Source organism: Aeromonas sp. WP2-W18-CRE-05 (assembly GCF_014168615.1).
Classification (GTDB): domain Bacteria; phylum Pseudomonadota; class Gammaproteobacteria; order Enterobacterales; family Aeromonadaceae; genus Aeromonas; species Aeromonas caviae.
Window position 1 is genome coordinate 3672366 of the sequence record NZ_AP021917.1, and the last position, 21765, is coordinate 3694130.

At 62.4% G+C, this 21765-nt stretch carries 19 protein-coding genes; 4 read left to right on the forward strand and 15 right to left on the reverse strand.

Annotation, left to right across the window (positions count from 1 at the left end):
* Positions 1 to 2: 2 nt before the first annotated feature.
* From H7R73_RS17065 to tapM, 4 genes are read right to left on the reverse strand one after another with little or no spacing between them, the layout of a single operon-like run.
* Entirely contained in the window at positions 3 to 530 is a 528-nt protein-coding gene (locus tag H7R73_RS17065) for a pilus assembly protein PilP (RefSeq protein WP_039039609.1), read from the reverse strand.
* A 2-nt stretch (positions 531 to 532) separates the two neighbouring features.
* On the reverse strand, positions 533 to 1129 hold the full coding sequence (gene tapO / locus H7R73_RS17070; RefSeq protein ID WP_041212566.1) for a PilO family type IV pilus biogenesis protein TapO: 597 nt from the start codon (positions 1127 to 1129) through the stop codon (positions 533 to 535).
* Positions 1126 to 1695, reverse strand: coding sequence for a PilN family type IV pilus biogenesis protein TapN (gene tapN / locus H7R73_RS17075; protein WP_048207147.1), 570 nt, complete (start codon positions 1693 to 1695; stop codon positions 1126 to 1128). The genes tapO and tapN overlap by 4 nt, the downstream gene beginning before the upstream one ends.
* Positions 1683 to 2744, reverse strand: a complete 1062-nt coding sequence (tapM, locus tag H7R73_RS17080; protein ID WP_048207146.1) for a PilM family type IVa pilus assembly protein TapM — start codon at positions 2742 to 2744, stop codon at positions 1683 to 1685. The genes tapN and tapM overlap by 13 nt, the downstream gene beginning before the upstream one ends.
* Before the next feature lie 298 nt (positions 2745 to 3042).
* On the opposite strand from tapM, the gene H7R73_RS17085 reads away from it, so the two are divergent.
* Positions 3043 to 5532 carry a penicillin-binding protein 1A gene (locus H7R73_RS17085; protein WP_103259703.1) on the forward strand — a complete coding sequence of 830 codons (2490 nt, stop codon included), beginning with the start codon at positions 3043 to 3045 and terminating at the stop codon, positions 5530 to 5532.
* A gap of 70 nt (positions 5533 to 5602) precedes the next feature.
* Here the strand turns inward: H7R73_RS17085 and oxyR are convergent, their stop codons facing one another.
* The 3 genes from oxyR to H7R73_RS17100 form a co-directional block, all read right to left on the reverse strand.
* The gene (gene oxyR / locus H7R73_RS17090; RefSeq protein WP_182951336.1) at positions 5603 to 6499 is read right to left on the reverse strand and encodes a DNA-binding transcriptional regulator OxyR; all 897 of its coding nucleotides are present in this window, start codon (positions 6497 to 6499) and stop codon (positions 5603 to 5605) included.
* Positions 6500 to 6622: 123 nt separating this feature from the next.
* Positions 6623 to 7267, reverse strand: coding sequence for a DsbA family protein (locus H7R73_RS17095; RefSeq protein WP_103259702.1), 645 nt, complete (start codon positions 7265 to 7267; stop codon positions 6623 to 6625).
* A 75-nt stretch (positions 7268 to 7342) separates the two neighbouring features.
* The gene (locus H7R73_RS17100; RefSeq protein ID WP_103259701.1) at positions 7343 to 8200 is read right to left on the reverse strand and encodes a Vmh family MBL fold metallo-hydrolase; all 858 of its coding nucleotides are present in this window, start codon (positions 8198 to 8200) and stop codon (positions 7343 to 7345) included.
* A gap of 120 nt (positions 8201 to 8320) precedes the next feature.
* Between H7R73_RS17100 and H7R73_RS17105 the strand changes: the two genes are divergently transcribed.
* Positions 8321 to 9235, forward strand: a complete 915-nt coding sequence (locus tag H7R73_RS17105) for a LysR family transcriptional regulator (RefSeq protein ID WP_029314115.1) — start codon at positions 8321 to 8323, stop codon at positions 9233 to 9235.
* Between the two features lie 60 nt (positions 9236 to 9295).
* Here the strand turns inward: H7R73_RS17105 and H7R73_RS17110 are convergent, their stop codons facing one another.
* From H7R73_RS17110 to H7R73_RS17135, 7 genes are all read right to left on the reverse strand, one after another.
* Entirely contained in the window at positions 9296 to 10078 is a 783-nt protein-coding gene (locus H7R73_RS17110; RefSeq protein ID WP_045525644.1) for a BPSS1780 family membrane protein, read from the reverse strand.
* Positions 10079 to 10118: 40 nt separating this feature from the next.
* On the reverse strand, positions 10119 to 11150 hold the full coding sequence (locus H7R73_RS17115; protein WP_223955674.1) for a fimbrial protein: 1032 nt from the start codon (positions 11148 to 11150) through the stop codon (positions 10119 to 10121).
* Complete coding sequence (locus H7R73_RS17120) at positions 11143 to 11790, reverse strand: fimbrial biogenesis chaperone (protein ID WP_232090076.1); 648 nt, start codon at positions 11788 to 11790, stop codon at positions 11143 to 11145. The genes H7R73_RS17115 and H7R73_RS17120 overlap by 8 nt, the downstream gene beginning before the upstream one ends.
* A gap of 119 nt (positions 11791 to 11909) precedes the next feature.
* On the reverse strand, positions 11910 to 13061 hold the full coding sequence (locus tag H7R73_RS24420) for a fimbria/pilus outer membrane usher protein (protein WP_269475227.1): 1152 nt from the start codon (positions 13059 to 13061) through the stop codon (positions 11910 to 11912).
* Positions 12949 to 14367, reverse strand: a complete 1419-nt coding sequence (locus H7R73_RS17125; RefSeq protein ID WP_269475228.1) for a fimbria/pilus outer membrane usher protein — start codon at positions 14365 to 14367, stop codon at positions 12949 to 12951. Before H7R73_RS17125 ends, H7R73_RS24420 begins: the two co-directional genes overlap by 113 nt.
* 158 nt (positions 14368 to 14525) lie before the next feature.
* Positions 14526 to 15284 (reverse strand): fimbria/pilus periplasmic chaperone, encoded by a 759-nt coding sequence (locus H7R73_RS17130; protein ID WP_052455395.1) that lies wholly within the window; start codon positions 15282 to 15284, stop codon positions 14526 to 14528.
* A 10-nt stretch (positions 15285 to 15294) separates the two neighbouring features.
* Positions 15295 to 15837: a fimbrial protein gene (locus tag H7R73_RS17135; protein ID WP_041215630.1), complete on the reverse strand. Its 543-nt coding sequence runs from the start codon at positions 15835 to 15837 to the stop codon at positions 15295 to 15297.
* Positions 15838 to 16087: 250 nt separating this feature from the next.
* On the opposite strand from H7R73_RS17135, the gene H7R73_RS17140 reads away from it, so the two are divergent.
* Positions 16088 to 16915: a M23 family metallopeptidase gene (locus H7R73_RS17140; protein ID WP_039039573.1), complete on the forward strand. Its 828-nt coding sequence runs from the start codon at positions 16088 to 16090 to the stop codon at positions 16913 to 16915.
* A 79-nt stretch (positions 16916 to 16994) separates the two neighbouring features.
* Here the strand turns inward: H7R73_RS17140 and H7R73_RS17145 are convergent, their stop codons facing one another.
* Entirely contained in the window at positions 16995 to 18329 is a 1335-nt protein-coding gene (locus H7R73_RS17145) for an MATE family efflux transporter (protein ID WP_103259698.1), read from the reverse strand.
* 153 nt (positions 18330 to 18482) lie between these two features.
* Between H7R73_RS17145 and mscM the strand changes: the two genes are divergently transcribed.
* Positions 18483 to 21758: a miniconductance mechanosensitive channel MscM gene (gene mscM, locus H7R73_RS17150; protein ID WP_042865126.1), complete on the forward strand. Its 3276-nt coding sequence runs from the start codon at positions 18483 to 18485 to the stop codon at positions 21756 to 21758.
* Positions 21759 to 21765: the final 7 nt, after the last annotated feature.

The following is a 21765-nucleotide window of genomic DNA, read 5'->3' on the forward strand; positions in this document are numbered from 1 at the left end:
GATCATAGTTTTGCGTCGAGATTGGCCATGGCCAGCTGGGTTTCTCGGGTGACCCAGCATCCTTTGCCATCCGGTACCGTCTCCATCAAGTCAACATGCGTGTTCGTTATCTTGATGACCCTGCCCTGATCCAGCCCCATGTGCTGATTGAGCCCGACGCGCACGGCTTGCCCGTCCGGGGTTTTGATCAATGCCCACAACTGCCCCTGCTTGCCGATGGAGCCTTTCATGCTCAGGCTGGCAAGCGAGTAGCGTTCCAGCACCTCCTTTTCCCGATTGGCCACTATCTGGGCACAGTCCGGCTTGGCCTTGGCATCCAGCCTGGAACTGGTTTCCGGCTGGGGTGCAATGAACGGACTGCGCTGATCGCTGCGTTGATAGACCATGGGCGAGAAGGGCTTTATCTCCGGCAAAGGTTCGATCGGTACCGGCTTTCTGGCCTTGGTCTGTTTGACATACTCATCCATGTCCTCCTGTCCCCCACAGGCCGTCAACAGCAGCGCCGACAAGAGAAGTACGCCCGCTCTCATGCTCATGGCTTTTTCTCCACGGTTTTGCCGTTGTACTTGTAGGTCTTGGCCTGCATGGACATACCGATCAGCTCACCGCCCTTCCCCTGGCTGAGCTGGAAAGAATCCAGGATCACGATGCGCGGCAAAGCAGCCATGTCCGCCGTGAACTTGCCAAGCTCGTGATAGGTGCCCACGACCTCGATGCGCATGGGCAGCTCGGTGGAGAACTCGTGTTTCACCTCTGGCTCCCAGTTGATCCTGTTCAATGTCAAACCGTTGTCGGTGGCAATGAAGCTGATGTCATCCAGCAAACCGGCGACTTCGTGGGTGTTGGGCAGCTGTTTGAGCTGGGTGTCGACAAGATGTTCCAGCTGGACCATCTGCTTTCTGTATGCTTCCAGGTTCGCGGCCAGCATGGCCTTGCTCTCGAATTGTCCCTTGAGCTCAGTCTCTTTTGCGGCTTCACGACCCAGGGCCGCCAGGGAATTGGCAATCACGTAGTAATAGAGTGCCCCACCAAGCAGAGCACAGCAGAAGAAGACAAAGATGCCCTTGGCGATCGGCGGCCAGCGGGCAATGTCATTGAGATCCAGGTCGTTGAGTTGTTGCAGGTTCATTTTTGCCCCTTAGCCGCGTTGGGTAGCGCCGTGGCAATCTGGAACATCATGGAGAACTGGCTCAGGGCGATGGGGGCCACCTCGGCCGTGAAGATGGTGCTGAGCTGGGATTGTGTCAGCCAGCCGGAACCGTCGATTCGGCGCATCATGCTGGCTACCCTGCCATAGGCTTCGGTCTTTCCCTTCACGTCTATCTTGTTGTTTTGCAGAGCAAGACTATCAAGATACACCCCGTTGGGGACCAGCACCGGCAGCTGATTGAACAGACGGACAGGGATGTTGCGGCGCATCTGCAATTGCTCGATGAGTTGCATGCGGTCAATCAACTCCTTGCGCCGCTCCTTAAGAAGCCTGATCTCCCCAAGCTGGGTGTCCAGGGTTGCCATCTCCTGCTGCAACCGCTGATTGCGCTGCTGCTGGTAGCTAATCTGCTGCTGCACCAGCCAGTCTGCGGCAAAGGCGATGGCTGCCGTCCCCGCCAGGAACAGACCGAACAGGATGCCGAATTGTTTCTTCTGACGCTGCGCCCGAGCCTGCCGCCAGGGCAGAAGGTTTATATTTGACATGGTGTGAAGCTCCTCAGTGCCAGCCCGAGCGCCGTCATGTACTTGGCCCCATGAATCAGCCCCCCCTCTCCCTGCGGCTTGCCAAAGAGTGCAAAGGGATCGGGATGCAGCACCTCGCAGTTGAGCTCGCTGCCGATTTGTCCGGCCAGCCCCGGCAGCAGGCTCCCCCCTCCGGTCAGCACCAGCCTGGAGAGCTCCTTGTTCCCCGAAGAGCTGCAAAACAGCTGCACGTTGCGCCGTATCTGCAACACCAGGGTGCTGAGGTGAGGCAACAGGACATCCACCTCATGATCCGCAGGCAGGGAGCCCTGGAGCTTGGCCAGTTCCGCCTCTTCCATACTCATGCTGTAAAAAGAGGCCAATGCCTGGCTGTATTGATCACCACCAAAATTCTGCAACCGGGAATAGATGACCTGGCCCCGTAGCAGGGCGGCGAAAGTCAGGGCGCTGGCACCGATGTCGACGATGCCAACCGGTTTCTCCGAGGTTTGCAGGTCGGGCAGGCAGGCCAGCACGGCGCGTCCGAGCGCATGGGCCCCCACATCCACCACCATGGTCGTCATGCCTGCCTCCGTCAGGGCACTGACCCGGCCACTGACGCTCTCGGTCCGCGCGGCACTGAGCAGGACCTCCTGACGCCCGTTCTCGCCCGCCATGCCGAGGATTTCAAAATCCAGGCTCACTTCATCGAGGGGAAAGGGGATGAGCTGCTCAGCCTCCAGGTGAACCTGGTTCTCCAGCTCGCTCTCGTTGATGTTGGTATCGACCTGAATGATCTTGGTGATGACATTGGAACCGGTCACGGCCGTGGCCACGTTCTGGCAATCCCCCTGCACGAGCCGCTTGAGCGACTTGAGGGACTGACTGACCCGTTCAATGTCCTGAAGTTGATAGTCGACCAGCGTTCCTCTTGGCATGGGGATCTCGGCAACCGAACCGAGGTGCACCTTGCCGGGACGTCCGCTGATGGTGACGGCCTTGATGGTTTGACTGCCAAAATCAATGCCCGCCATGGAGACGAGGGATCCCTTACTTAATAGCCCAAACATATACACATCCATGCGTTATTGGGTTTTCGGACTTATTGTAGGACAGCGCGTCATGATGTGACGGCTTAACTCAATATAATGCTCTATCTATCAATGTCATAAAGTTTGTGTCAAAAGTTGACGCCCCTCTCCTTTCGGCCTTGATTGCGGCCCCCTTGGTAATTGTGCCCTGGAGTGCTACCCTCCCGCCTCTTCTCGGGGTCGCCTGTTTGCGGACAGGAAAACCTCGAATCCGCGAGGGTAAAAAGGCTATACTCTGCGCCCGTTGGCTAATTTTAAGACGATTGGTAGTTCTTCCATGCTGAAATGGCTCGTTCGCCTGTTTATTGTCATGATGCTGGGTGCTGTGCTGGGCGTTGCCAGCCTCATCGGCATCTACTTCTACATCAAGCCCCAGTTGCCGGACGTCAGCGCCTTGCGCGATGTCAAACTGGCTACCCCCATGAAGGTCTACAGCCGGGATGGGGAATTGATCTCCCAGTTTGGCGAAATTCGTCGCATCCCCCTGCGGCTGGACGAAATTCCCCAGTCCATGATCGATGCCGTACTCGCCACCGAAGATGCCCGCTTCTATGAGCACCCGGGCATTGACCCCATCGGCATCATCCGTGCCGCCACCGTCTGGGCCGTCTCCGGCCAGGCGCGTCAGGGCGCCAGTACCATTACCCAGCAGGTGGCCCGCAACTTCTTCCTGAGCAACGAGAAGACTCTTGTACGCAAGATCAAGGAAGTATTCCTCGCCTGGCGTATCGAGCAGAACCTCTCCAAGGACGAGATCCTCACCCTCTATCTCAACAAGATCCCCCTCGGCTACCGGGCATTCGGGGTCGGCGCGGCCGCCCAGGTCTACTTCGGCAAGGAGGTCAAGGATCTGACCCTGGACGAGATCGCCATCATCGCGGGTCTCCCCAAGGCACCCTCCATGCTGAACCCGATCCGTTCCCCGGAGCGCGCCTTCGCCCGCCGCAACGTGGTGCTGGGTCGCATGCTGGAAACCGGCAAAATCACCCAGGCCCAGTATGACGAAGCCTCCAAGATGCCGGTCAAGGCCCGTTTTCACGGTGCCGAGACCACGCTGAACGCCCCTTATCTGAGCGAGATGGTGCGCCAGAAGATGGTGGAGCAGTTTGGTGAAGATGCCTACACCATGGGGCTGCACGTCTACACCACCGTCACAGCCAAGCGTCAGCGCGCCGCCCATCAAGCGCTGCTGGACGGTGTCTTCGACTACGACACCCGCCACGGCTACCGTGGCCCGACCGCCTTGCTGTGGAAAGCCGGTGAAACGGCCTGGGACTACGAGCAGATCATGGCCCATCTGGCCAAGCAGCCGACCTATCAGCCCCTGATGGCCGCCGTGGTCACCCAGCTCGGCGACAAGAGCGCCACCCTGGTGCTCAAGAATGGCAAACAGGCCGAACTGGGCTGGAATGGCATCAAGTGGGCGCGTGCCTTCATCACCGACGATCGCCAGGGCTTTGCCCCTAAATCGGCGCGAGATGTGCTCAAAGTCGGCGCCCAGATCTGGGTCAGGGAGAAAGGGGAAGAGTTGCTGCTCTCCCAGATCCCCGACGTCAACGCCGCCCTGGTGGCCATGAACCCGCAAGACGGCGCCATCGAGGCCCTGGTCGGCGGCTTCAGCTTCGAGCTCTCCAAGTTCAACCGGGTCGATCAGGCCCGTCGTCAGGTCGGCTCCAACATCAAGCCTTTCCTCTATGCCACCGCGCTGGAGCAGGGCTATACCCTGGCGTCCCTCATCAACGATGCACCGATCAACCAGTGGGATCCTGCAAAGGGCCCCATGTGGCAGCCCAAGAACTCGCCCGCCATCTATGAAGGGCCGACCACCTTGCGCCTCGGCCTTGCCAAGTCCAAGAACGTGATGTCGGTCCGCCTGATGCGCGCCATCGGGCTGGATACCTATATCGACGGCCTGACCCGCTTCGGCTTCGCCCGTGATCACATTTCCGCCAATGAATCCCTGGCGCTGGGTGCGGCGGAGTTTACCCCGCTGGAAGTGGTGCGTGGCTACTCGGTGCTGGCCAATGGCGGCTTCCAGGTCACCCCCTACTTCATCACCGAAGTGACCGACAGCTTCGGCAATCCCCTCTTCGAGGCCAACCCGGCCGCCGCCTGCCGCGACTGCGGCGTGCTGGCCGCCGCCGGTCTCGACAGCGCGGATGCCTATGCCAATACCACGGCAGACTGGAAGGCCCAGTGCCCCATCGATCCTGTCGTGCCCAACAACATGGCACCGCAGACCATCAGTGCCCAGAGCGCCTTCCTCATCACCGACACCCTGACCACCGCCATCTGGGGTGGCAATGGCTGGCGTGGTACCGGCTGGCGGGCAGCCCGTGACCTCAAGCGTCACGACATCTCGGGCAAGACGGGGACCACCAACGAATCCCGGGATGCCTGGTTCTCCGGCTATACCCCGAATCTGGTGGCCACCTCCTGGATCGGTTTTGACAATCACCAGCGCGGTCTGGGCCGGGCCGAGTTTGGCGGCGGCGCCGCCCAGCCCATCTGGATTGACTTCATGAAGACGGCTCTGCACCAGGTGCCCGAACGCAAGATGCCGGTCCCCGAAGGGATCATGCAGGTCCGCATCGATCGTGAAACCGGTCTGCTGACCAATCGCGCCGATGGCAGTACCACGGAGGAGTTCTTCAAAGAGGGCACAGAGCCCACCCGCTACGCGAGCCAGATCTCCGATGGCAACCAGGTGTATGGCGGTGACGATGCGACCACAGACGGTCCCGTCTCCACCGACGACATCTTCTAGGTCCCCCTGGAAACAACAAAAACCGGCGCCCAGGCGCCGGTTTTTGTTTCGGGATGACGAGCGGGCTGCGTCAGCCCAGCAGGGCTTTCATCAGACTCGAGATGCGGGCCGCCAGCTCATTGAAGCAGGGACGGCGCACCGAGTAGTGACGATAGAGCAGGGAGATGGTGCGCCCCGGCACGGGGTTGATCACCGGGCGATAGCTGACGCCCCCCTCCTCCGGGTTGGCGGGCACGGCGAGTCTGGGCACCAGCGTCATGCCGCTGCCGGCGGCGACCATGTTGCGCAGGGTCTCCAGACTGGTGCCCTTGAAGCGCTGATCCTCACCGATGCCCGCGGCAAAACAGAAACCCATCGCCTGATCCCGCAGGCAGTGACCGTCGGCCAGCATCAGCAATTTCTTGCCCTTGAGATTGTGCAGGGGCACCGCCTTGGCGCTCGCCTCCGGGTGATGCTGGGGCACGGCCAGCCACATGGGCTCCTGATAGAGGGGGATGGCGCCAAACCCCTCCATCCCTTCCAGCTCCGCCAGCACGAGGCAATCCAGCTCCCCCTCCTCCAGCCGCTTGAGCAGCACCTGGGTCTGATCTTCGTAGAGGTAGAACTCCAGCTTGGGGAAGTGTTCCCGCAGATCCTGGATGATGTGGGGCAGCAGATAGGGGCCCACGGTGGGAATGAAACCGATGTGGATCTCGCCGGACATGGGCTCGGCGAAGCGCTGGCCTATGCTCTTGAGCTCTCGCGCCTCTTTGAGCACCTTGCGCGCCTGACGGGCCATGGCATCGCCGGCGGGCGTGAACAGCACCTTGCGGGAGGTGCGCTCGATGAGGATCACCCCCAGTTCATCTTCCAGCTTGCGCAGCTGCCCACTCAGGGTCGGCTGGCTGACAAAGCAGCGCTCCGCCGCCTTGCGAAAGTGTTTCTCCTCTTCCAGCGCTACCAGATATTCGAGATCGCGAAGGTTCATAGGTACTGCATCCTGCCGTTCAATGAGGCCGATAGCATGCACAAGAACGGTGCGGGGGACAAGGGAGGCGCGCAGACGGGTCTGCCCTCTCCTTTGACCAGCCGCAGGCGATGGGCGAGAGACTCACCCCATCAGGGAGGCGATGTGATCCGCGAACGCCGATGGCTCTCCCAGATAGGAGGAGACAGGCAGCGCAACGACGCGCTCCCCTTGCATCAATCCCAGGGTCGGGAACCCCTGCCCGCCGAGCCGGCGCAGCCACGCCTGGCTTGTGGCCAGATGGCCCACAAGATCGACCCGTCCAAAGGCCAGTGCGAATGCCTCCGGTGTCAGCCCCTGCTCCCGCGCGAGCGCCGCCAACCGTGTCGGGGAACCGACCCATTCCCCATCCCGGTAGTGGGTCTCCTGGATGCGGTGCAACAAGGCAAGGCCGTCGCCGCCAAGCTCGCTCACCGCCAGAACGGCGCGAATGGGCGGCTCGGAGTCAAGGAGCAGCGACTCGTTGAGCAGAAGCTCGTTGAAGTAGCGCTCACCAAAGCGCTGTCCGGTGAGGGCGTGGATGCGCTCGTCATGGGGGCGCACATAGTCCCGCAGGGGCTGGCCCATGGCCTGGCGCCTGGCGCCCATCCAGAGGCCCCCCCCATGCAGTTCGATGCGAAGACCCGGGATCTCGGCAGCGGCTTTCAGCAGGGGGGCGGCGCCATAGCACCAGCCACAGAGGGGGTCATAGACATAATGGAGGGTTGTTTGCGCTTCGTTCATCATCATTCTCGCTTCAATGCTGGATAAAAAACCGGGCCCTCGGGCCCGGTAAAAAAACACAGGGATGTAGGCGTCAGGGAGTTACCACTTCATCTCGCCGGTATTGACCTTGGCACCGATGGCCAGGCCATCGTCGACCGGCAGGGAGGGGTAAGCCTTCTTCAGCGCTTCAATCAGCTGGCCGGAGTGCTTGGCTTTGGCCAGCTCTTGCTCAAAGCGCTGCACGTAGTCACGGGTGAAGGTCACGGCTTCGGTACCCTTGGGCGCAGTTCCCAGGAAGTGACCCGGCACCACACGCTCGGGTTTCAGCGCCAGCAGGTTGTTCAGCGCCTTGACCCAGTGGCTGCGAGCAGCCTTGGACTGGCTGTCCGCCATCCAGACGTGCACGCCGCTGTAGACCGGCACACCCCCAAAGGCCGTCTTGATGAAAGGGGCCCAGAGGTAGGCATTCGGGGTGTTCATCTCTTTGATTTCAATCTTCTCGCCATCCAGCGTCAGGTGGCTGGCCGTCATCACTTGCGGCACGGTCAGGCTCTTGGGTGCATCCTTGCCCAGGATCGGGCCCCAGTAGCTCAGCTTGGCATCCTTGGTCTGCTTGATATGGTCGACCACATGCTGGTCGGCCAGCACTTTGACATCCGGGAACGCCGCCATGACGGGTTCCAGACCGAAGTAGAAGTCGGGATCACCGGCACTGATATAGACAGTGGTCAGCTTCTTGCCGCTCTTCTTGATCATGTCCACCAGCGCCTGGCCATGTTGCACGTCGAACTGGGCATCGATCAGGATGGCCTCTTTGTCACCGGCTACCAGTGAGGAGGAGACGGGGAAGATGGCCTTCTCGCCGGGGTTGTAGACGGTCACGGTCAGGGGGGCCGCCAAGGCGGAACCCGTCATCAGGAGGCTGGTCAGGGTCAGGGTACGCAGTGTGTTGTTCATCAGATAACGCTCATCGGTGTGGATTAATGGAATGAGCGCAGTTTATTGCATCACCATCGATACAAATACCGCATAATAGGCGCATCACTGTTGCACAAATCGAGCATATAGGGGCACAAGATGGATAGGCTGACCGCATTGCGGGTCTTCGTCTGCGTGGTGGAACAGGGCAGCCTGAGCGGCGCCGGGGAGAAACTGGAGATGTCCCGCGCCATGGTGTCGCGCTACCTGGCCGAGTTGGAACGCTGGATGGGGGCCAGATTGCTGCACCGCACCACCCGCCGGCTGAGCCTGACCGGGCCGGGAGAAGAGGCGCTGAACCGGGCCAGAGCCATGCTGGCCCTGGGGGAAGAGATGGAACACCTGGCCATCCGCCATGACGAGGCCCCCAAGGGGCAACTGCGCATCACCTGCAGCTACTCTCTCTCCGAAGCCCTGCTGGTCGGGGCGGCGAACGACTACCTGGCCCGTTACCCCGGCACGGCGATCGACATCCTGCTGCTGGACCGGACGGTCAATCTGGTGGAGGAGCGAATCGATCTCGCCCTGCGCATCACCAACGACCTCGATCCCAACCTGGTGGCCCGCAGGCTCGGCACCTGCCACTCGGTGGTGTGCGCCAGCCCCGCCTACCTGGCCCGCCATGCTCCGCCCCAGCAGGTGCAGGATCTGGCACTGCACAACTGCCTCACCTACACCTATTTCGGCAAGAGCCTGTGGGAGTTTCTGGGGCCCGATGGTCCCGAATCCGTCCCGGTAAGCGGCAACCTCAGCGCCAACATCTCCAACCTGCTGCTGGCCGCCACCCTGGACGGGGCGGGGATCAGCCTGCAACCCGCCTACTCGGTTCACCCCCATCTGGCAAGTGGCGCCCTGGTCCCCCTGCTCACCCCCTGGCAGCCCAAGCGCCTCGGCGTCTATGCCGTTTATGGCACCCGCAAACAGATGTCCCCCCTGCTGCGCAGCTTCCTCGACTTTCTCGTGGAGCGGATGGCGGACGATCCCCTGTGGCAGGAAGCCCCTCCCTCTCTCTGATCCCTGCGAGCCGCACAAAAAAGGGGCCTCGCGGCCCCTCTTTGCTCCATCCTGTGCCGGTCAGGCTTCGAAACCGAATGCCTTGACCGGGGTCTCTCCCTCCTCGGCCTCCTGATCCTCCAGATAGATGTCGTGATAGGCGGCATAAATGGAGTAGTTGATGGCAGGCAGCACCACCAGCAGGCCCACCAACATCAGGAGTGCGCCAAAGAAGATCAGCACGGCCCCGAGCAGCCCCCACCAGAGGAAGGGCCACATGTTGCGCAGACATCCCTTGAAGCTGAGCCGGGCTGCCTGCCAGACCCCGACCTGATGGAAGAGGATAAGGGCGGGGGCGAAGGTGATGGCCATCAGCACGGGAACGAACAGTGCCAATCCCACCAGGGCGCAGACGAGGAAACCCTGTGCCTGCTCCGGGGTCAGCGCCAGGGAGCCCGGATCCGCGGACAACAGGCCGGTGAGTCCCCACTGGTGCAGCAGGAACACGCAGATCATCAGGATCCCCATGATGAGGCCGAGCACCATCAGGCCCCCCAGCATCAAGGGGGTCAACCGATGGCGGAAACCGGCAAAGAAGTCGCCAAACTGCAGCGCCTCCCCATGGTGCCCCCGCCGCGCCACCGCCACCCAGCCAGCCCCCCACACCATGTAGAGCAACTGGGAGATCAAGCCCCCCGCCGGCAGCTGATCCAGCACGATGCCTACCACAAACCAGAGCACTATCATGGCCACGCTGGCACCCATCCCCTTGTTGAAGATGTCGAATCCGGTGCGGATCCAGATCCAGCCCTGTCCTATGCCATGGCGTTTGGGTTCGTGGCGCAGGGCCCTGTCACTGTTCATCATTGACCTCGTCGAAAAATAGGGGCGAAGCGGCGTCTCCTCAGGGCACGCTCACCGTGACCATGATGGTGCCGGTGTAGGGGCCGGTGCGTACTACCTGGCCCGGCAGCCGGGTCGGGTAGAGCCTCACCTTGTAGTCGGTGGCCTGGGTCGCCGCCGAGTAGGGTACCGCGATGGCGGTATCGAATGGAATAGGGGTCAGGGCACCCTGCTCGACCATGCCCACCCCGACACCGGCCAGGCTGGTGGTAATGAAGCGGTTGTCGCTCGCGAGCACCCCCGAGAAGCTGTAGCGCAGCGGCACCACGTAGTCGCTCGGGATCTGGCTGCAGGTCACGCTCACATTGACGCTGCGTGGCGCATAGCCCCTGGGGATCTCCCCTTCGATGAAGGCGCTCTGGGCCACGGCGCCCAGATCGATGGGAATGCTGGTACCAGCGGGGAACTGGCAACTGGGGGTCGAGGTGACTGTGATGTTCATCGCCAGGGTGCTGAACGCATTGGCCGGACTGGTATCGGGCAGGCTGCCACGTCGCACGAACAGCTGGGCCACGGTGCCACTGAAGGTCTGGGTGCCCGTGATCCCCTTGAGCAGTTTCAGGGTTGCTCGCCCCCCGTTCACGCTGATCCCCCCCAGCAGGGAGACATTGAGTAGCCCGCCCACACAGGCACTCAGAAGCCCAGTGGTAGTGGTGTTGAAGGGGACGCTCTGGTATCCCCCCGCCGCATTGAACTCCACCTTGAGACCGAGATAGGAATTGAGCTTGATGAGGGTACCGAGGGGATCGGAGACGGTGGGCAGGCTGGTGGTGCCCTGGTAGTAGGCCGTCACCAGCAACCCGACAGAGATACCGATGCAATCACAACTGGCCGTGCCCGTGGTGGCGAAGGTCGCACTGCGGGTATCACCTGGCTGATAGAGATCGCTGACGGTGAGCGGCAAGGTGGCCACGAAGGGGCTGGTGCACTGGCCGTTCACCGCGTTCCCTTCCCCGGGCCAGAGTCCGGCCCCCAGCAACAGCGCCCCCATCAACAGGGAGTCGGGGCCATGACGACCGGTTGCATCACTCATGGTGACCTCCTTGGCTTCTGAGCGGCATGAAGGGCTCCTCACGATAGCTGCCCTCATCGTCTATCCAGCGCAGCCGGCCACTCGCCCCCGCCGGGACAACCCCCATGGGCAGGTGCAGAGTGCCGTAGGGTGGCAGTACGCCCCCCTCCCGCCAGGCAAGCTGCCAGTCCCCCATCGTCAGCAACACTTCGCTCAGACTGATGTGGAAGGGGCCCGGATTGGTGACACCGAGCCCGCCTTCGGAGAGGATCTGCCACTTCAGCTGGCGGACCATCCCAGCCACGGAGCCCGAAAGGCCGGGGGGGCGGTAGAAAAGCTTGATACGGGTGCGATAGGCCAGCTGGACACTCCCCTCGGTGGCATGGACCTTGGGGGGCAGGCCAAGCACGTTGAGCCAGAACAGGGACTCCCTGTCCCGGGGCAACCGGTTCTGCTCTCCTCCGATCACCCTCAGTGTCTGCCCCCTGCCTGGTCCGAGTCGCATCACGGGCGGCAGCACCAGAAAGGGAGTCGCCACCTCACCAGGCCCCAGGCGCTCGTCTCCCAGGTCAACCCAGGCCTGCATCAGGCTGGGTCCGGTGCCGTCGTTGCGAACCATCAGGGCGGCCTCGCCCCCCTGATGGACGAGACGGGTCTGCATCAGCCGAATCGCGGCCTCTCCCCCCTGGGTCCACAAGAGGGCCCCGAACAGAACAAAACAGCTTGTCACCCCTACCCTGCTCCCACGTCCGCGCGAGTGCAGGTCATCACGGATGCCGTTCATGGTCCCGTCTCCATGTCGATGCAGCGCGCCGCCACCTGCTGGTAGGGCATGGCCGGATCCGGCGGGGGCATCCGATAGTCGAGGCGACACCCTTCATCGCTTGACTCCCCCCACTGGACGTAGAGCGTCCCCTGCTCGCCACGCACGAAGATAAGCCCTCCCTGCCCGACCACGGCCACCGATCCCCCCCGGTCATCGACCACGTCGGCCCCGAAAGGAGGGGCGCTGCCATCGTGTCGCTCGGCCTTGATGAGCAGTGGTTGCCCGACATGAGTCTCATAAGCGAGTTTCACGATGGCGCCCCGGCGGGGGGCCACCATACGGGCGCTGCCGTCGATCTCCACATCCAGTGGCAAACCGGTCGGGTCCAGCCCGATGACGTTGGTGCGATAGGGATTTAGCCCGGCCAGCACCGCATAGCCATCTCCATCCACCTCGCTGCCGATGCCGTGGCTCACCCTGGCCCCCTGGGCACCTTTGGCCTCCACCAGCGCCATGGTCTCTCCCTGGGTTTGCCCCATCACCCAGCCCTCTTCATGCACCAGCAAGGTCCCTTTGGCCGAGGCCACGTACTGGCCATACCCCTCCCCCTGGCTGGTACTGAGTCCCAACTGGGCGAACGCCGTCTGATACTGCACATTGGCCCCATACCCCCGGGTGCTGTCAGCTCCCCCAGGCCCCTGGCTCCCATAGACCCCGTAGTAGAAGCGCCCATCCCCGGAGCCTCCGTTGAGATCCAGTCTGGTGCTGGTCCCCAGTCCCTTCTGATAGGAGAGGGTACTACCAAGGCGCGGAGCCCCCAGCTTGTCACCGATGGGGATACTCAGGCTCAGTACGTACTGATCGCCAGTCCCCTCTTCCAGAGAGTGGCTGGCCGACAAGGTCAAACTGCCCCAGTCAAATCCCCGGCTGTAACCGAACTGAAGGCTGCTGCTCTCCCCCTGACCGCTCCAGTAATCCCGGCGGATGCCATTGAAATAGAAATCACCCCACTCCCCCACGGGCTGGTTGATGTTGAGCTGGAAGCGATTGCGCTCACGCTGCAGACGATCCAGTGCGCCAGCCTGCATCGCCGCCACATCGCTCAGGTCGAGATAGCCTTCGCTGGAGAAGCGGTAGGCTGCCAGGGTGAAGTAGGTTCGGGTCAAATCCATCTGCTTGCTGTAGGTAAGGCGATAGCTCTGGCCGGACAGGGAGGGAGGGAGGCAGATCCGCGCCCGAGGGTAAATCACTCGCCCAGGAACCGGTGACATCGAGGGCCAGGGCGCCGTAATCGGACCCCATGGCCGCCCCCCCCAGCAGAGCGGCATACTGTTTTGCGGCTATGGTTCCCCCGTAGAGAGTCAGGGTGTCCGACAGGCCGTGTCGATAGGTGCCTTGCAGAAAATCAGGCCCGTCTGGTCCGGCATCATTGCGATAACGTCCCAGAGTCAGGCTGAAGCGGGAGGTGTCGTGTCGCAGCATCTGCACCACGGAGGAAAACGGCAGGGTGAAGCGCTGCACGCTACCATCTGCCTCCGTGACCGTCACATCCAGGTCGCCGGCGAAACTGGTGGCATAGAGGTCGTCGATGGCGAAGGCCCCCGGCGCCACCTGGGTTTCATAGATGAGGGCATCGCCCTGGCGTATGGTGACCCTGGCATTGCTCTGGGCCACCCCGCGCACCACGGGAGCAAAACCCCGCTCGAAGTCGGGCAGCATGGCGTCGTCGCTGGCGATCTGCACACCGGTGAAAGGCACACTGTCGAAGCTGTCCCCCGGTGTGAAATATTCTCCCAGGGTGAGCTGGGCCGTGCGGGAGGTGACATCCCGCTGCACATAGCTGTTGAGGGGCAGATACCCCCCGCCAGATGTGCCTTGCCAGGAACCGTTGTGGCGCAGGCGCCAGGCCCCCAGGTTGAGACCCGTGTTGAGATTGACGCTGCTGCTGACCGGATCGCCCCCGTCATCCTGGTCGTTGTAGTACAGATTGGCGTTGTAACTGACGAAGGCGGCATTGATCCCCTGTACCCATTGATCCGGCCCGACATAATCGCGCCTGACCCGGCCAAGGTAGGCCTGGGGCAGGCTGAGATCACCGCTCAGGCTGGCAAGGTCGAAGGTAAAGCCGGCTCCCGGCACCAGGGCATTGACCTCGATGCAATCCTGTGCCAGTTGCGCCTTCACTGACGGCTGATCGGGCAGCTTGTCGAGGAGCAAACCCCATTGCGTCAACTGATCGGGCTGAAAACAGAATCTGGGAGTACCGGGGTCCGCCCCTGCTCTCACCTCCACCTGCTGATTCAGGCGATCCCGGCCATTGAGGGTAATCTCGAGAGAATAGCGACCGGGAGGAATGAAATCGGCGCGGGAGAAGCGGGCCAGATCGATGTTGATCCCCAGACTGTCCAGCAAGCTGTTGTCAAATTCGACCTCTGCGGAGGGGGGGACCTCTGCGACGGGTTCATCGGCCATGACCATCCCTCCCCATCCCCCCAGCACAAGCAACCAACAAATCGATACAGGGAAGCATAAATCCGGGGGGAAATGGCATGAGATAGGCATCTTGAACGTCGCGGCAGGGCTGCCGCGTACCAGATTCATGAGCAGGCAAGCGCCGCCATCCACCGAGCTCAATGGAAGACGAATTGGCCCACCTCGCGAGCACCGTAATCGTTGAGCCAATGGAAGGTCACCTTCTTGACATTGACGGCTCCGGAAAGGTGCTCCACGGGAAAGTCGAAGCTGCCACCCGGTACCACCATGCCGCCGCTCAGATTGCTGTAGCGTTTCGACTGGGCTGTCAGCAGTTCAAGATTGCTGATGCTGACGTGATAGAGGCTTGGATTGTGAGCCTGCAGTGCATAGCCTTGCCCCTGGCGGATCAGGCGCCAGCTGAGCTGATGGGCGGCACGCTCCACGTTGCCCGGCAGCCCAGTTGGCCGATAGAACAGCTTTATCCGGGAACGAAAGGCGAGTTGCACCATGTTCTGGCCCGGCTGGGTCGATTTCACGCTCGGCGGCACCTCCAGAACGTTGAGCCAGAACACGGATTCACGATCCTGGGGCAGCCCCGTTCCCACATAGGCGAGGCGCAAGGATTGGCCACGACGGGCTTCGATGCGGGTGATAGGGGGCGTGATGAGGAAGGGGAGCGCCTCGGCGCCGGGCCGGATGCGACGATCACCGGCGTCCAGCCACACCTGCACCAACGAGGGAGCGCTTCCCTTGTTGGTCAGCTCCAGTGTGACCTCCCGCGCACTGGCTGGATAGATGACCCTGGTCCCCGAGATCTGCACATGTCCCCAGCTAAACCAGGGCAGGAGCAGCAGGCACCAGCACCACCAGCCACTCCTTGTCCTGGCGAAAACGTGGGCAAGTAAAGAGCTCATGGCGCATGACTCAGTGATAATCCAGAGAGTAGATGAGGTCTGCCGAGACCAGACCCGCACCAACGGCCCCGGTGGCAATGTACTGGGCGCTGTAGTAAAGCGTTGCCCCGCCGGTAGCACTGAAGTTCACCAGCACGTTGTTGCCTGTATTGGTCCTCAGGTCGATGGGCGTGCTGTTGGCAGAGAGGATCTGCACTTCCACGTTTTGCGCCGGATTCTTGCCTCCCGACGCGACGGCCTTGTTGCTGAGATTGCCCGAGGTCTGCTCCACGCCGATGTTTTCGAAGTAGGCGCGCACCGAGCCCGTAGTCGGGCAACTGGTGAGGGCGAGGTTGAAACCGGTCGCCCCTGCGGTCTGCCCTATGCTGCCGAGGGCATTGGTACTGACGGTGGGCAGGGTGACGGTCGCCGATGCTGTACCCCCGTTGACCGCGATGGCACAGGTACCTGCGGTCACTTCCCCGTTGATGGTAATGACCCCGTTGAAGGCAACGGCGGGCATCGTCACGATCGCCAATGCGAGTCCGAATATCGAGAGCGCTTTCGTCTTCATCACAACCTCCATCTATCCCTGGATGTCGCTGGCGACTACGGTACCCCTGCCAGAGCTTCACAACCTTGTCGCGGTAGGTGTCATTCAAAGACACCTTTAGTGACACTCTAGTAAATAGCATGAAATTCTCATTTCCGCCCTCTACAAGGCAACCTCTGATGCACCCCATGGTCACGGTTGACGGACAGCACCGCCAGAATGTGGCATTATCTCCCCCCTCTTGCTTTCCCCCTGATCCGATGGAGCCATCATGCGCCGCCTCTTCTTTCTTCTCCTGCTGCTCGGCAGCCCTGCGCTTCACGCCGAACCGGGGTTTATCAGCCGCCTGCTCAACCACCCGGTGCCGGGGGGCGTGGCCGTGGTACCACTGGGAAGCGGGGCCAAGGCGCCCGCAGTGCGCTATCAGGACAAGCCTGTGCTGGTGGTACAGGAAGACGGGAAGACGTGGATCGCCATCGTCGGCATCCCGCTCAAGAGCGCGCCCGGCCCCCATCAGGTAACCACCAGCGATGGCCGCACCTTGAGTTTCACGGTCGGCACCAAGCACTACCGTGAGCAGCACATCAAGCTCAAGAACAGCCGCCAGGTCAATCCGCTGGCCGAAGACATGACCCGCATCAACCGGGAGCTTGCCGAACAGACCCGCGCCTACCAGACCTTCAGCCCGGCTCAGCCGAGCAACCTGCTGTTTGACAAGCCGGTCCAGGGCCCGCTCTCCAGTCCCTTCGGGCTGCGCCGCTTCTTCAACGGCGAGGAGCGCAACCCCCACTCCGGCCTCGACTTCGCGGTCGGAGCCGGCACTCCCATCAAGGCACCAGCCGCTGGCAAGGTCATCCTCATCGGCAACTACTTCTTCAACGGCAATACGGTGTTCGTCGACCACGGCCAGGGCCTCATCAGCATGTTCTGTCACATGTCGAAGGTGGACGTGAAGCTGGGCCAGAGCCTGCCCCGCGGCGGCATCGTCGGCCGGGTCGGCGCCACCGGCCGCGCCACCGGTCCCCACATGCACTGGAACGTCAGCCTCAACGACGCCCGCGTCGACCCCGCCATCTTTATCGGTGCCTTCAAGCCCTGAGGCCGGCGACCTGCCGCCCACAGGCAGGGAATGAAAAAGGCAGCCGAGGCTGCCTTTTTCATGGACGCATGACCACATCTCAGGCAGCGCTGTGCTGGCGCCCCTCCCTGCTCATCGCCCGCCACATCACCAGGACCAGCAGAGTGCTGCAAGTGGGCAGCGCCAGCCAGACACCGGCCACTCCCCACAGGGAGGAGAAGCCCCACAGGAAACCGCCGATCAGCACCAGCTTGCCGCCGGTGAGCAGGGAAGCGATGCGGGCCCGGTTGATGGCCTGGAAATAGGTGGCCCCCACCAGCAGCAAGCCTTCCATGGGCAGCCCCCAGAAGTAGAGCCAGATACCGAGGGTCGCCACCGGCAACAGGGCAGCATTGTCCCCTGCAAACAGATAAACCACTGCCTCTGGCCACAGATACAGCGGGATCATCCCGCACAGTGCCACCGCCATGGTCACTCCCAATGCCAGGTTGCGCACCCGCAGCACCCGTGCCCAGTTGCCCGCCCCGGCATTGAAGCTGGCGATGGGCTGGATGCCCATGGCGATCCCCTCGAAGATGAGATAGAAGAAGGCCTCGCTGTAGCTGATGACCCCATAGGCGGCCACGTGCAGCGAAGTGCCTACCGAGAGCAGCGCCTTGTTGTGCAGCGCCAGCACCACCGAGAGGTAGAGGTACATCAGAAAACTCGACACCCCGAGTCGCAATGTCTCCCCCATCAGCCGCCAGTCGGGCACCAGGGTATCCCAGCGAATGCGCAACTGGCTGCGGGGGGTGAAGAAGTGCCACAGGCACAGGCCCCCGGTGACAGCCTGGGAGAGCATGGTCGCGATGGCGGCCCCCGCCAGCCCCCAGGGGATCACCGCCATCAGCAGGTAGTCGAGCAGCACGTTGAGCACGCCGCCCCCCACCAGGATCCAGGTGGTGAGGCCGGGTCGCCCGTCGTTGCGCAGCAGGGCGGTAAAGGCCATGGAGAGCACCGCGAACACCCCGAGCCAGGCGTACCACTGCAGATAGGCGAAGCCTGCGTCGAAGATGACCCCCTGCGCCCCCATCCAGACAAGCATGGCCTTGCCGTAACGAATGCCAATGAAGGCGAGCAGCGCGGAGGCGATGAGCACCATCACCAGGGCATTGCCGACGATGTGGCGCGCCCTGGCCTGCTCCCCCTTGCCCAGATAGAAGGAGGCCAGCGACGAGGATCCCATGCCGATCAGGGCACCCACCGCGTAGAGCACGGCGCAGATGGGGTACGCCAGCATCATGCCGGCCAGCCCGTCCTGGCCCAGGATATGGCCGACGAAGATGCCGTCTATGGTGACATAGATGCCGGTGACCAGCATGGCGGCCACCGTGGGGGTGACGTAACGCAAGAAGAGGCGGGAAAGGGGGGCCGTGCCCAGATCGACGGAGGACATAAATTGCTCAATGAAGGGGAACGGCCAGAATAATAGCCAAACAAGACCCGGATCACCCGTTATTTGTGCCGTGGATCATTCATCTTGAGGGCTTTACCCGCCCCGGCCCCTGCTTTAGGCTAGGGCGACTTCTCCTGAACGGAAACGTGCGCCATGTTGCAACGCCTGCTCTGTCTGATGCTCTGTCTCAGCCTGTTCCCCTTCTCCGCTGTCCAGGCTGATGATGCCATCACTCAGGTAGAGGAGCTGCTGCAAAGCATCCCCAAGACGGATACCCCGGAAAACCAGCAACTGCGGGAGAGCTACCAGCAGGCGCTGCAATATGCCCGGGATGCCCAGCGCTACCGGGAACAGGGCAAGGCCTACCAGCAGATCCTCATCGACTACCCCAAGGAGTCCGCCCGTCTCAAGGAGGGGCTGCACAACTATCAGCCTCAGTCCCGCCCGTCCCTCTCCTCCCTCAAGGAGGATGCCCTGCGCCAGGCCATCAGCCTGAGCAGCAACCGCCAGCTCAACCTGCGCAAGGAGCGTCAGGCGGTGACCGACAGCCTCAACCAGCTTGAGAGCACGGGCCAGGAATATCACCTGCGGGTCGACGAGTTGCGCAAGCAGTTGCTCCAGACCCGCTCCCTGCTCGATCGCCTGAGCTTCAGCAACGAGTCGGACAGGTTGCAGGAGGCCCAGCAACTGGCCACCCGACTCAAGGAACAGAGCCTCTCCGACCGGATCCAGATGCTGGAGCTGGAGCAGCTCTCCGCCCAGCAGCGCAACGATTTGGGCAAGCTCAAGCTGCAGGAGCTCAACCTCGCCATCACCGACGAGGATGAGTGGCAGACCAGTCTGCTTGCCCAGCAGAACCAGCTGCGCCGGGACAAGACCGAGCAGGCCCTGGCCGAGAGCGAACGCCTGCGCCGCCAGCTCACCTCTGACCTCCCCCTCTTGCAGGAGCAACAGCAGCAAAACCAGGCCCTCTCCCTGCAACTGGGGGCCCTCGAGGACCAGATTGAACGGGTGCAGGACGAGCAACGGGGGGTGGACACCTCCCTCTCCGGGCTCAACGAGCTGGTCAATTCGGTGCGCGAACAGCTGGAGTGGTTGCAGATAAGCAACGCCTACGGCGAGAACCTGCGCAGCAAGCTGGCCGATCTGCCCGCCTACTTCCCGCTGGAGCGGCTGGAGTCCGCCATCGTCAAGGCGCGCATGGCCAAATACCAGTACGAGACCGAGCAGGATGCCCTGAAGGATCCGGTGCAACTGCGCAACAGCCTGCTCAGTGGAGACGGCATCACCCTGGACAGGGCCCAGCGCGCCGTGCTGGACAACCTGCTCAAGGCGAGACGGCAACTGCTGACCCGGCTCAACGATGCCTCCGATACCCTCATTCAGGAGCAGACCCGCCTCAAGCTGCTCTACAGCCGCCAGAACAGCAAGATCGACGAGATCCGCGAACTCAGTGCCAGCCATCTGTTCTGGATGCCGGACGTGCGCCCCCTGAGCCCGGCGGTGCTGCTCGGCGTCCCGGCCGCCCTCGGCCTTGCCTTCAATCCGGCCAACTGGCTGCAACTGCCCAGGGCCATCGCCGAGAACAACCTACTGAGCCTGACCCTGGCTGGCCTCGGGCTGCTGGGACTGGCCTGGTGCTGGCTGAAACTGGCTCGCCACCTCCTTCAATACAGCCAGTACATTGCCCCGCGCATCGGCAAGGTAACCCAGGACAAGTTCAGCCTCACCAGCCGGTTGCTGGTGCGCTCCGTGCTCGCCGCCCTGCCGCTGCCCGCCATGGTGCTCATGGTGCACGGCCTGCTGGACGGCGCCTGGCAATATCCCTTCGCGGTGGCGGTGGCCCGGGGCCTGGGTGAAATCTGGTTCCTGCTGCTGGCCCTGCTGGTGGCGCGCCACCTCACCCTGGAGAAGGGGATCCTCATCCTCCACTTCCGCTGGCAGAAGGAGCGGGTGCAGCGAGTGTGGGGACAGTTTCGTACCCTGCTGCTGGTGCTGATCCCGAGCTTCTTCGTGCAGGGCATGGCGAGCAGCTATCAGGAGCACGCCTTCTACGACTCCCTGGGACGCCTCGCCTTCATCATCGGGGCCCTCTGGCTGCTGCTCTTCTTTGCCCGCCTCAACCGGGAAAAACTGCCCCTCACCTGGGGTCAGGCAGACATGACCAAGCCCCATCTGCTGCACCACTTCATCTGGAACAGCCTGATGCTGGCCCCGCTGCTGGCGGTGCTGGGCGCCCTGTTCGGCTACTTCTACACCTCCCGCACCCTGCTGCGCCAGCTGGAGCTGAGCCTGCTGGCGGGGCTCGGCTGCCTGCTCGTCTACTATCTGGCCCACCGCTGGATGCTGATCCAGCGCCGCCGACTCGCCTTCGATCGCGCCAAGCAGAAGCGGGCCGAGATCCTGGCGCAGCGGGAGCGGGAAGAGGACGATCTCAGCTCCGAGATCCCCGATGTGGTGGAGGAGCCCGAACTGGATCTGGATACCATCAGCGCCCAGTCCCTCGGCCTGGTGCGCACCCTGCTGATGCTGGGCTTCACCATGCTGGTGGTGGTGCAATGGTCGGATCTCAACTCGGCATTCAGCTTCCTCAGCAGCATCGAGGTGTGGCAGGTGAGCAGCAAGGTGGCCGGCATCGAGCAGCTCTCCGCCATCACCCTGCAGGATCTGATGCTGACCGTCTTCGCCTTCATCCTGACGGTGGTCACCGCCCGCAACCTGCCAGGGTTGATGGAGCTCACCCTGCTCCAGCACCTGAGCCTCTCCCCCGGCACCGGCTTCGCCCTCACCACGGTGAGCAAGTACCTGGTACTGCTGATTGGTGCCCTCACCGGCTTCTCCATGCTCGGCATCGACTGGTCCAAGACCCAGTGGCTGGTGGCGGCACTCTCGGTGGGGCTGGGCTTCGGCTTGCAGGAGATCTTCGCCAACTTCGTCTCCGGCCTCATCATCCTGTTCGAAAAACCGATCCGCCTGGGTGACACCGTCACCATCCGGGATCTCACCGGCACCGTCACCAAGATCAAGACCCGCGCCACCACCATAGTGGACTGGGACAGGAAGGAGATCATCGTCCCCAACAAGGCCTTCATCACCGAGCAATTCATCAACTGGTCCCTGTCCGATGCCATCACCCGGGTCCGCTTGCGCATTCGCATCGGCCTGACCCAGAATCCCAAGCAGGTACAGCAACTGCTGGAGCAGAGCGTGCGCGAATCCACCCTGGTGCTGGATACGCCCGCCCCGGAGGTGTTCCTCATCGAGTTCACCGACTCTGCCCTCATCTACGAGATCCGGCTCTACGTCAACAACATGGATCACCGGATGCCCATTACACACGAGGTACATTCCCTGATCCTGGAGAAACTCGGCCAGGTCGGCATGCATCTGCCACATCAGCAGATCGACATCCGGATGAGCCGGGGATGAAGCCCCC

Bases quoted from the DNA above. Each gene is read 5' to 3' on its own strand.
- H7R73_RS17100 (WP_103259701.1), bottom strand. From the start codon at position 8,200: ATGAACAACACACTGCGTACCCTGACCCTGACCAGCCTCCTGATGACG.
- H7R73_RS17105 (WP_029314115.1), top strand. From the start codon at position 8,321: ATGGATAGGCTGACCGCATTGCGGGTCTTCGTCTGCGTGGTGGAACAG.
- H7R73_RS17065 (WP_039039609.1), bottom strand. From the start codon at position 530: ATGAGAGCGGGCGTACTTCTCTTGTCGGCGCTGCTGTTGACGGCCTGT.
- H7R73_RS17140 (WP_039039573.1), top strand. From the start codon at position 16,088: ATGCGCCGCCTCTTCTTTCTTCTCCTGCTGCTCGGCAGCCCTGCGCTT.
- tapO (WP_041212566.1), bottom strand. From the start codon at position 1,129: ATGAACCTGCAACAACTCAACGACCTGGATCTCAATGACATTGCCCGC.
- H7R73_RS17145 (WP_103259698.1), bottom strand. From the start codon at position 18,329: ATGTCCTCCGTCGATCTGGGCACGGCCCCCCTTTCCCGCCTCTTCTTG.
- H7R73_RS17095 (WP_103259702.1), bottom strand. From the start codon at position 7,267: ATGATGATGAACGAAGCGCAAACAACCCTCCATTATGTCTATGACCCC.
- H7R73_RS17135 (WP_041215630.1), bottom strand. From the start codon at position 15,837: ATGAAGACGAAAGCGCTCTCGATATTCGGACTCGCATTGGCGATCGTG.
- H7R73_RS17085 (WP_103259703.1), top strand. From the start codon at position 3,043: ATGCTGAAATGGCTCGTTCGCCTGTTTATTGTCATGATGCTGGGTGCT.
- H7R73_RS17120 (WP_232090076.1), bottom strand. From the start codon at position 11,790: ATGCAGACCCGTCTCGTCCATCAGGGGGGCGAGGCCGCCCTGATGGTT.
- H7R73_RS17115 (WP_223955674.1), bottom strand. From the start codon at position 11,150: ATGAGTGATGCAACCGGTCGTCATGGCCCCGACTCCCTGTTGATGGGG.
- H7R73_RS17125 (WP_269475228.1), bottom strand. From the start codon at position 14,367: ATGGCCGATGAACCCGTCGCAGAGGTCCCCCCCTCCGCAGAGGTCGAA.
- H7R73_RS17130 (WP_052455395.1), bottom strand. From the start codon at position 15,284: ATGAGCTCTTTACTTGCCCACGTTTTCGCCAGGACAAGGAGTGGCTGG.
- oxyR (WP_182951336.1), bottom strand. From the start codon at position 6,499: ATGAACCTTCGCGATCTCGAATATCTGGTAGCGCTGGAAGAGGAGAAA.
- H7R73_RS17110 (WP_045525644.1), bottom strand. From the start codon at position 10,078: ATGAACAGTGACAGGGCCCTGCGCCACGAACCCAAACGCCATGGCATA.
- tapM (WP_048207146.1), bottom strand. From the start codon at position 2,744: ATGTTTGGGCTATTAAGTAAGGGATCCCTCGTCTCCATGGCGGGCATT.
- mscM (WP_042865126.1), top strand. From the start codon at position 18,483: ATGTTGCAACGCCTGCTCTGTCTGATGCTCTGTCTCAGCCTGTTCCCC.
- tapN (WP_048207147.1), bottom strand. From the start codon at position 1,695: ATGTCAAATATAAACCTTCTGCCCTGGCGGCAGGCTCGGGCGCAGCGT.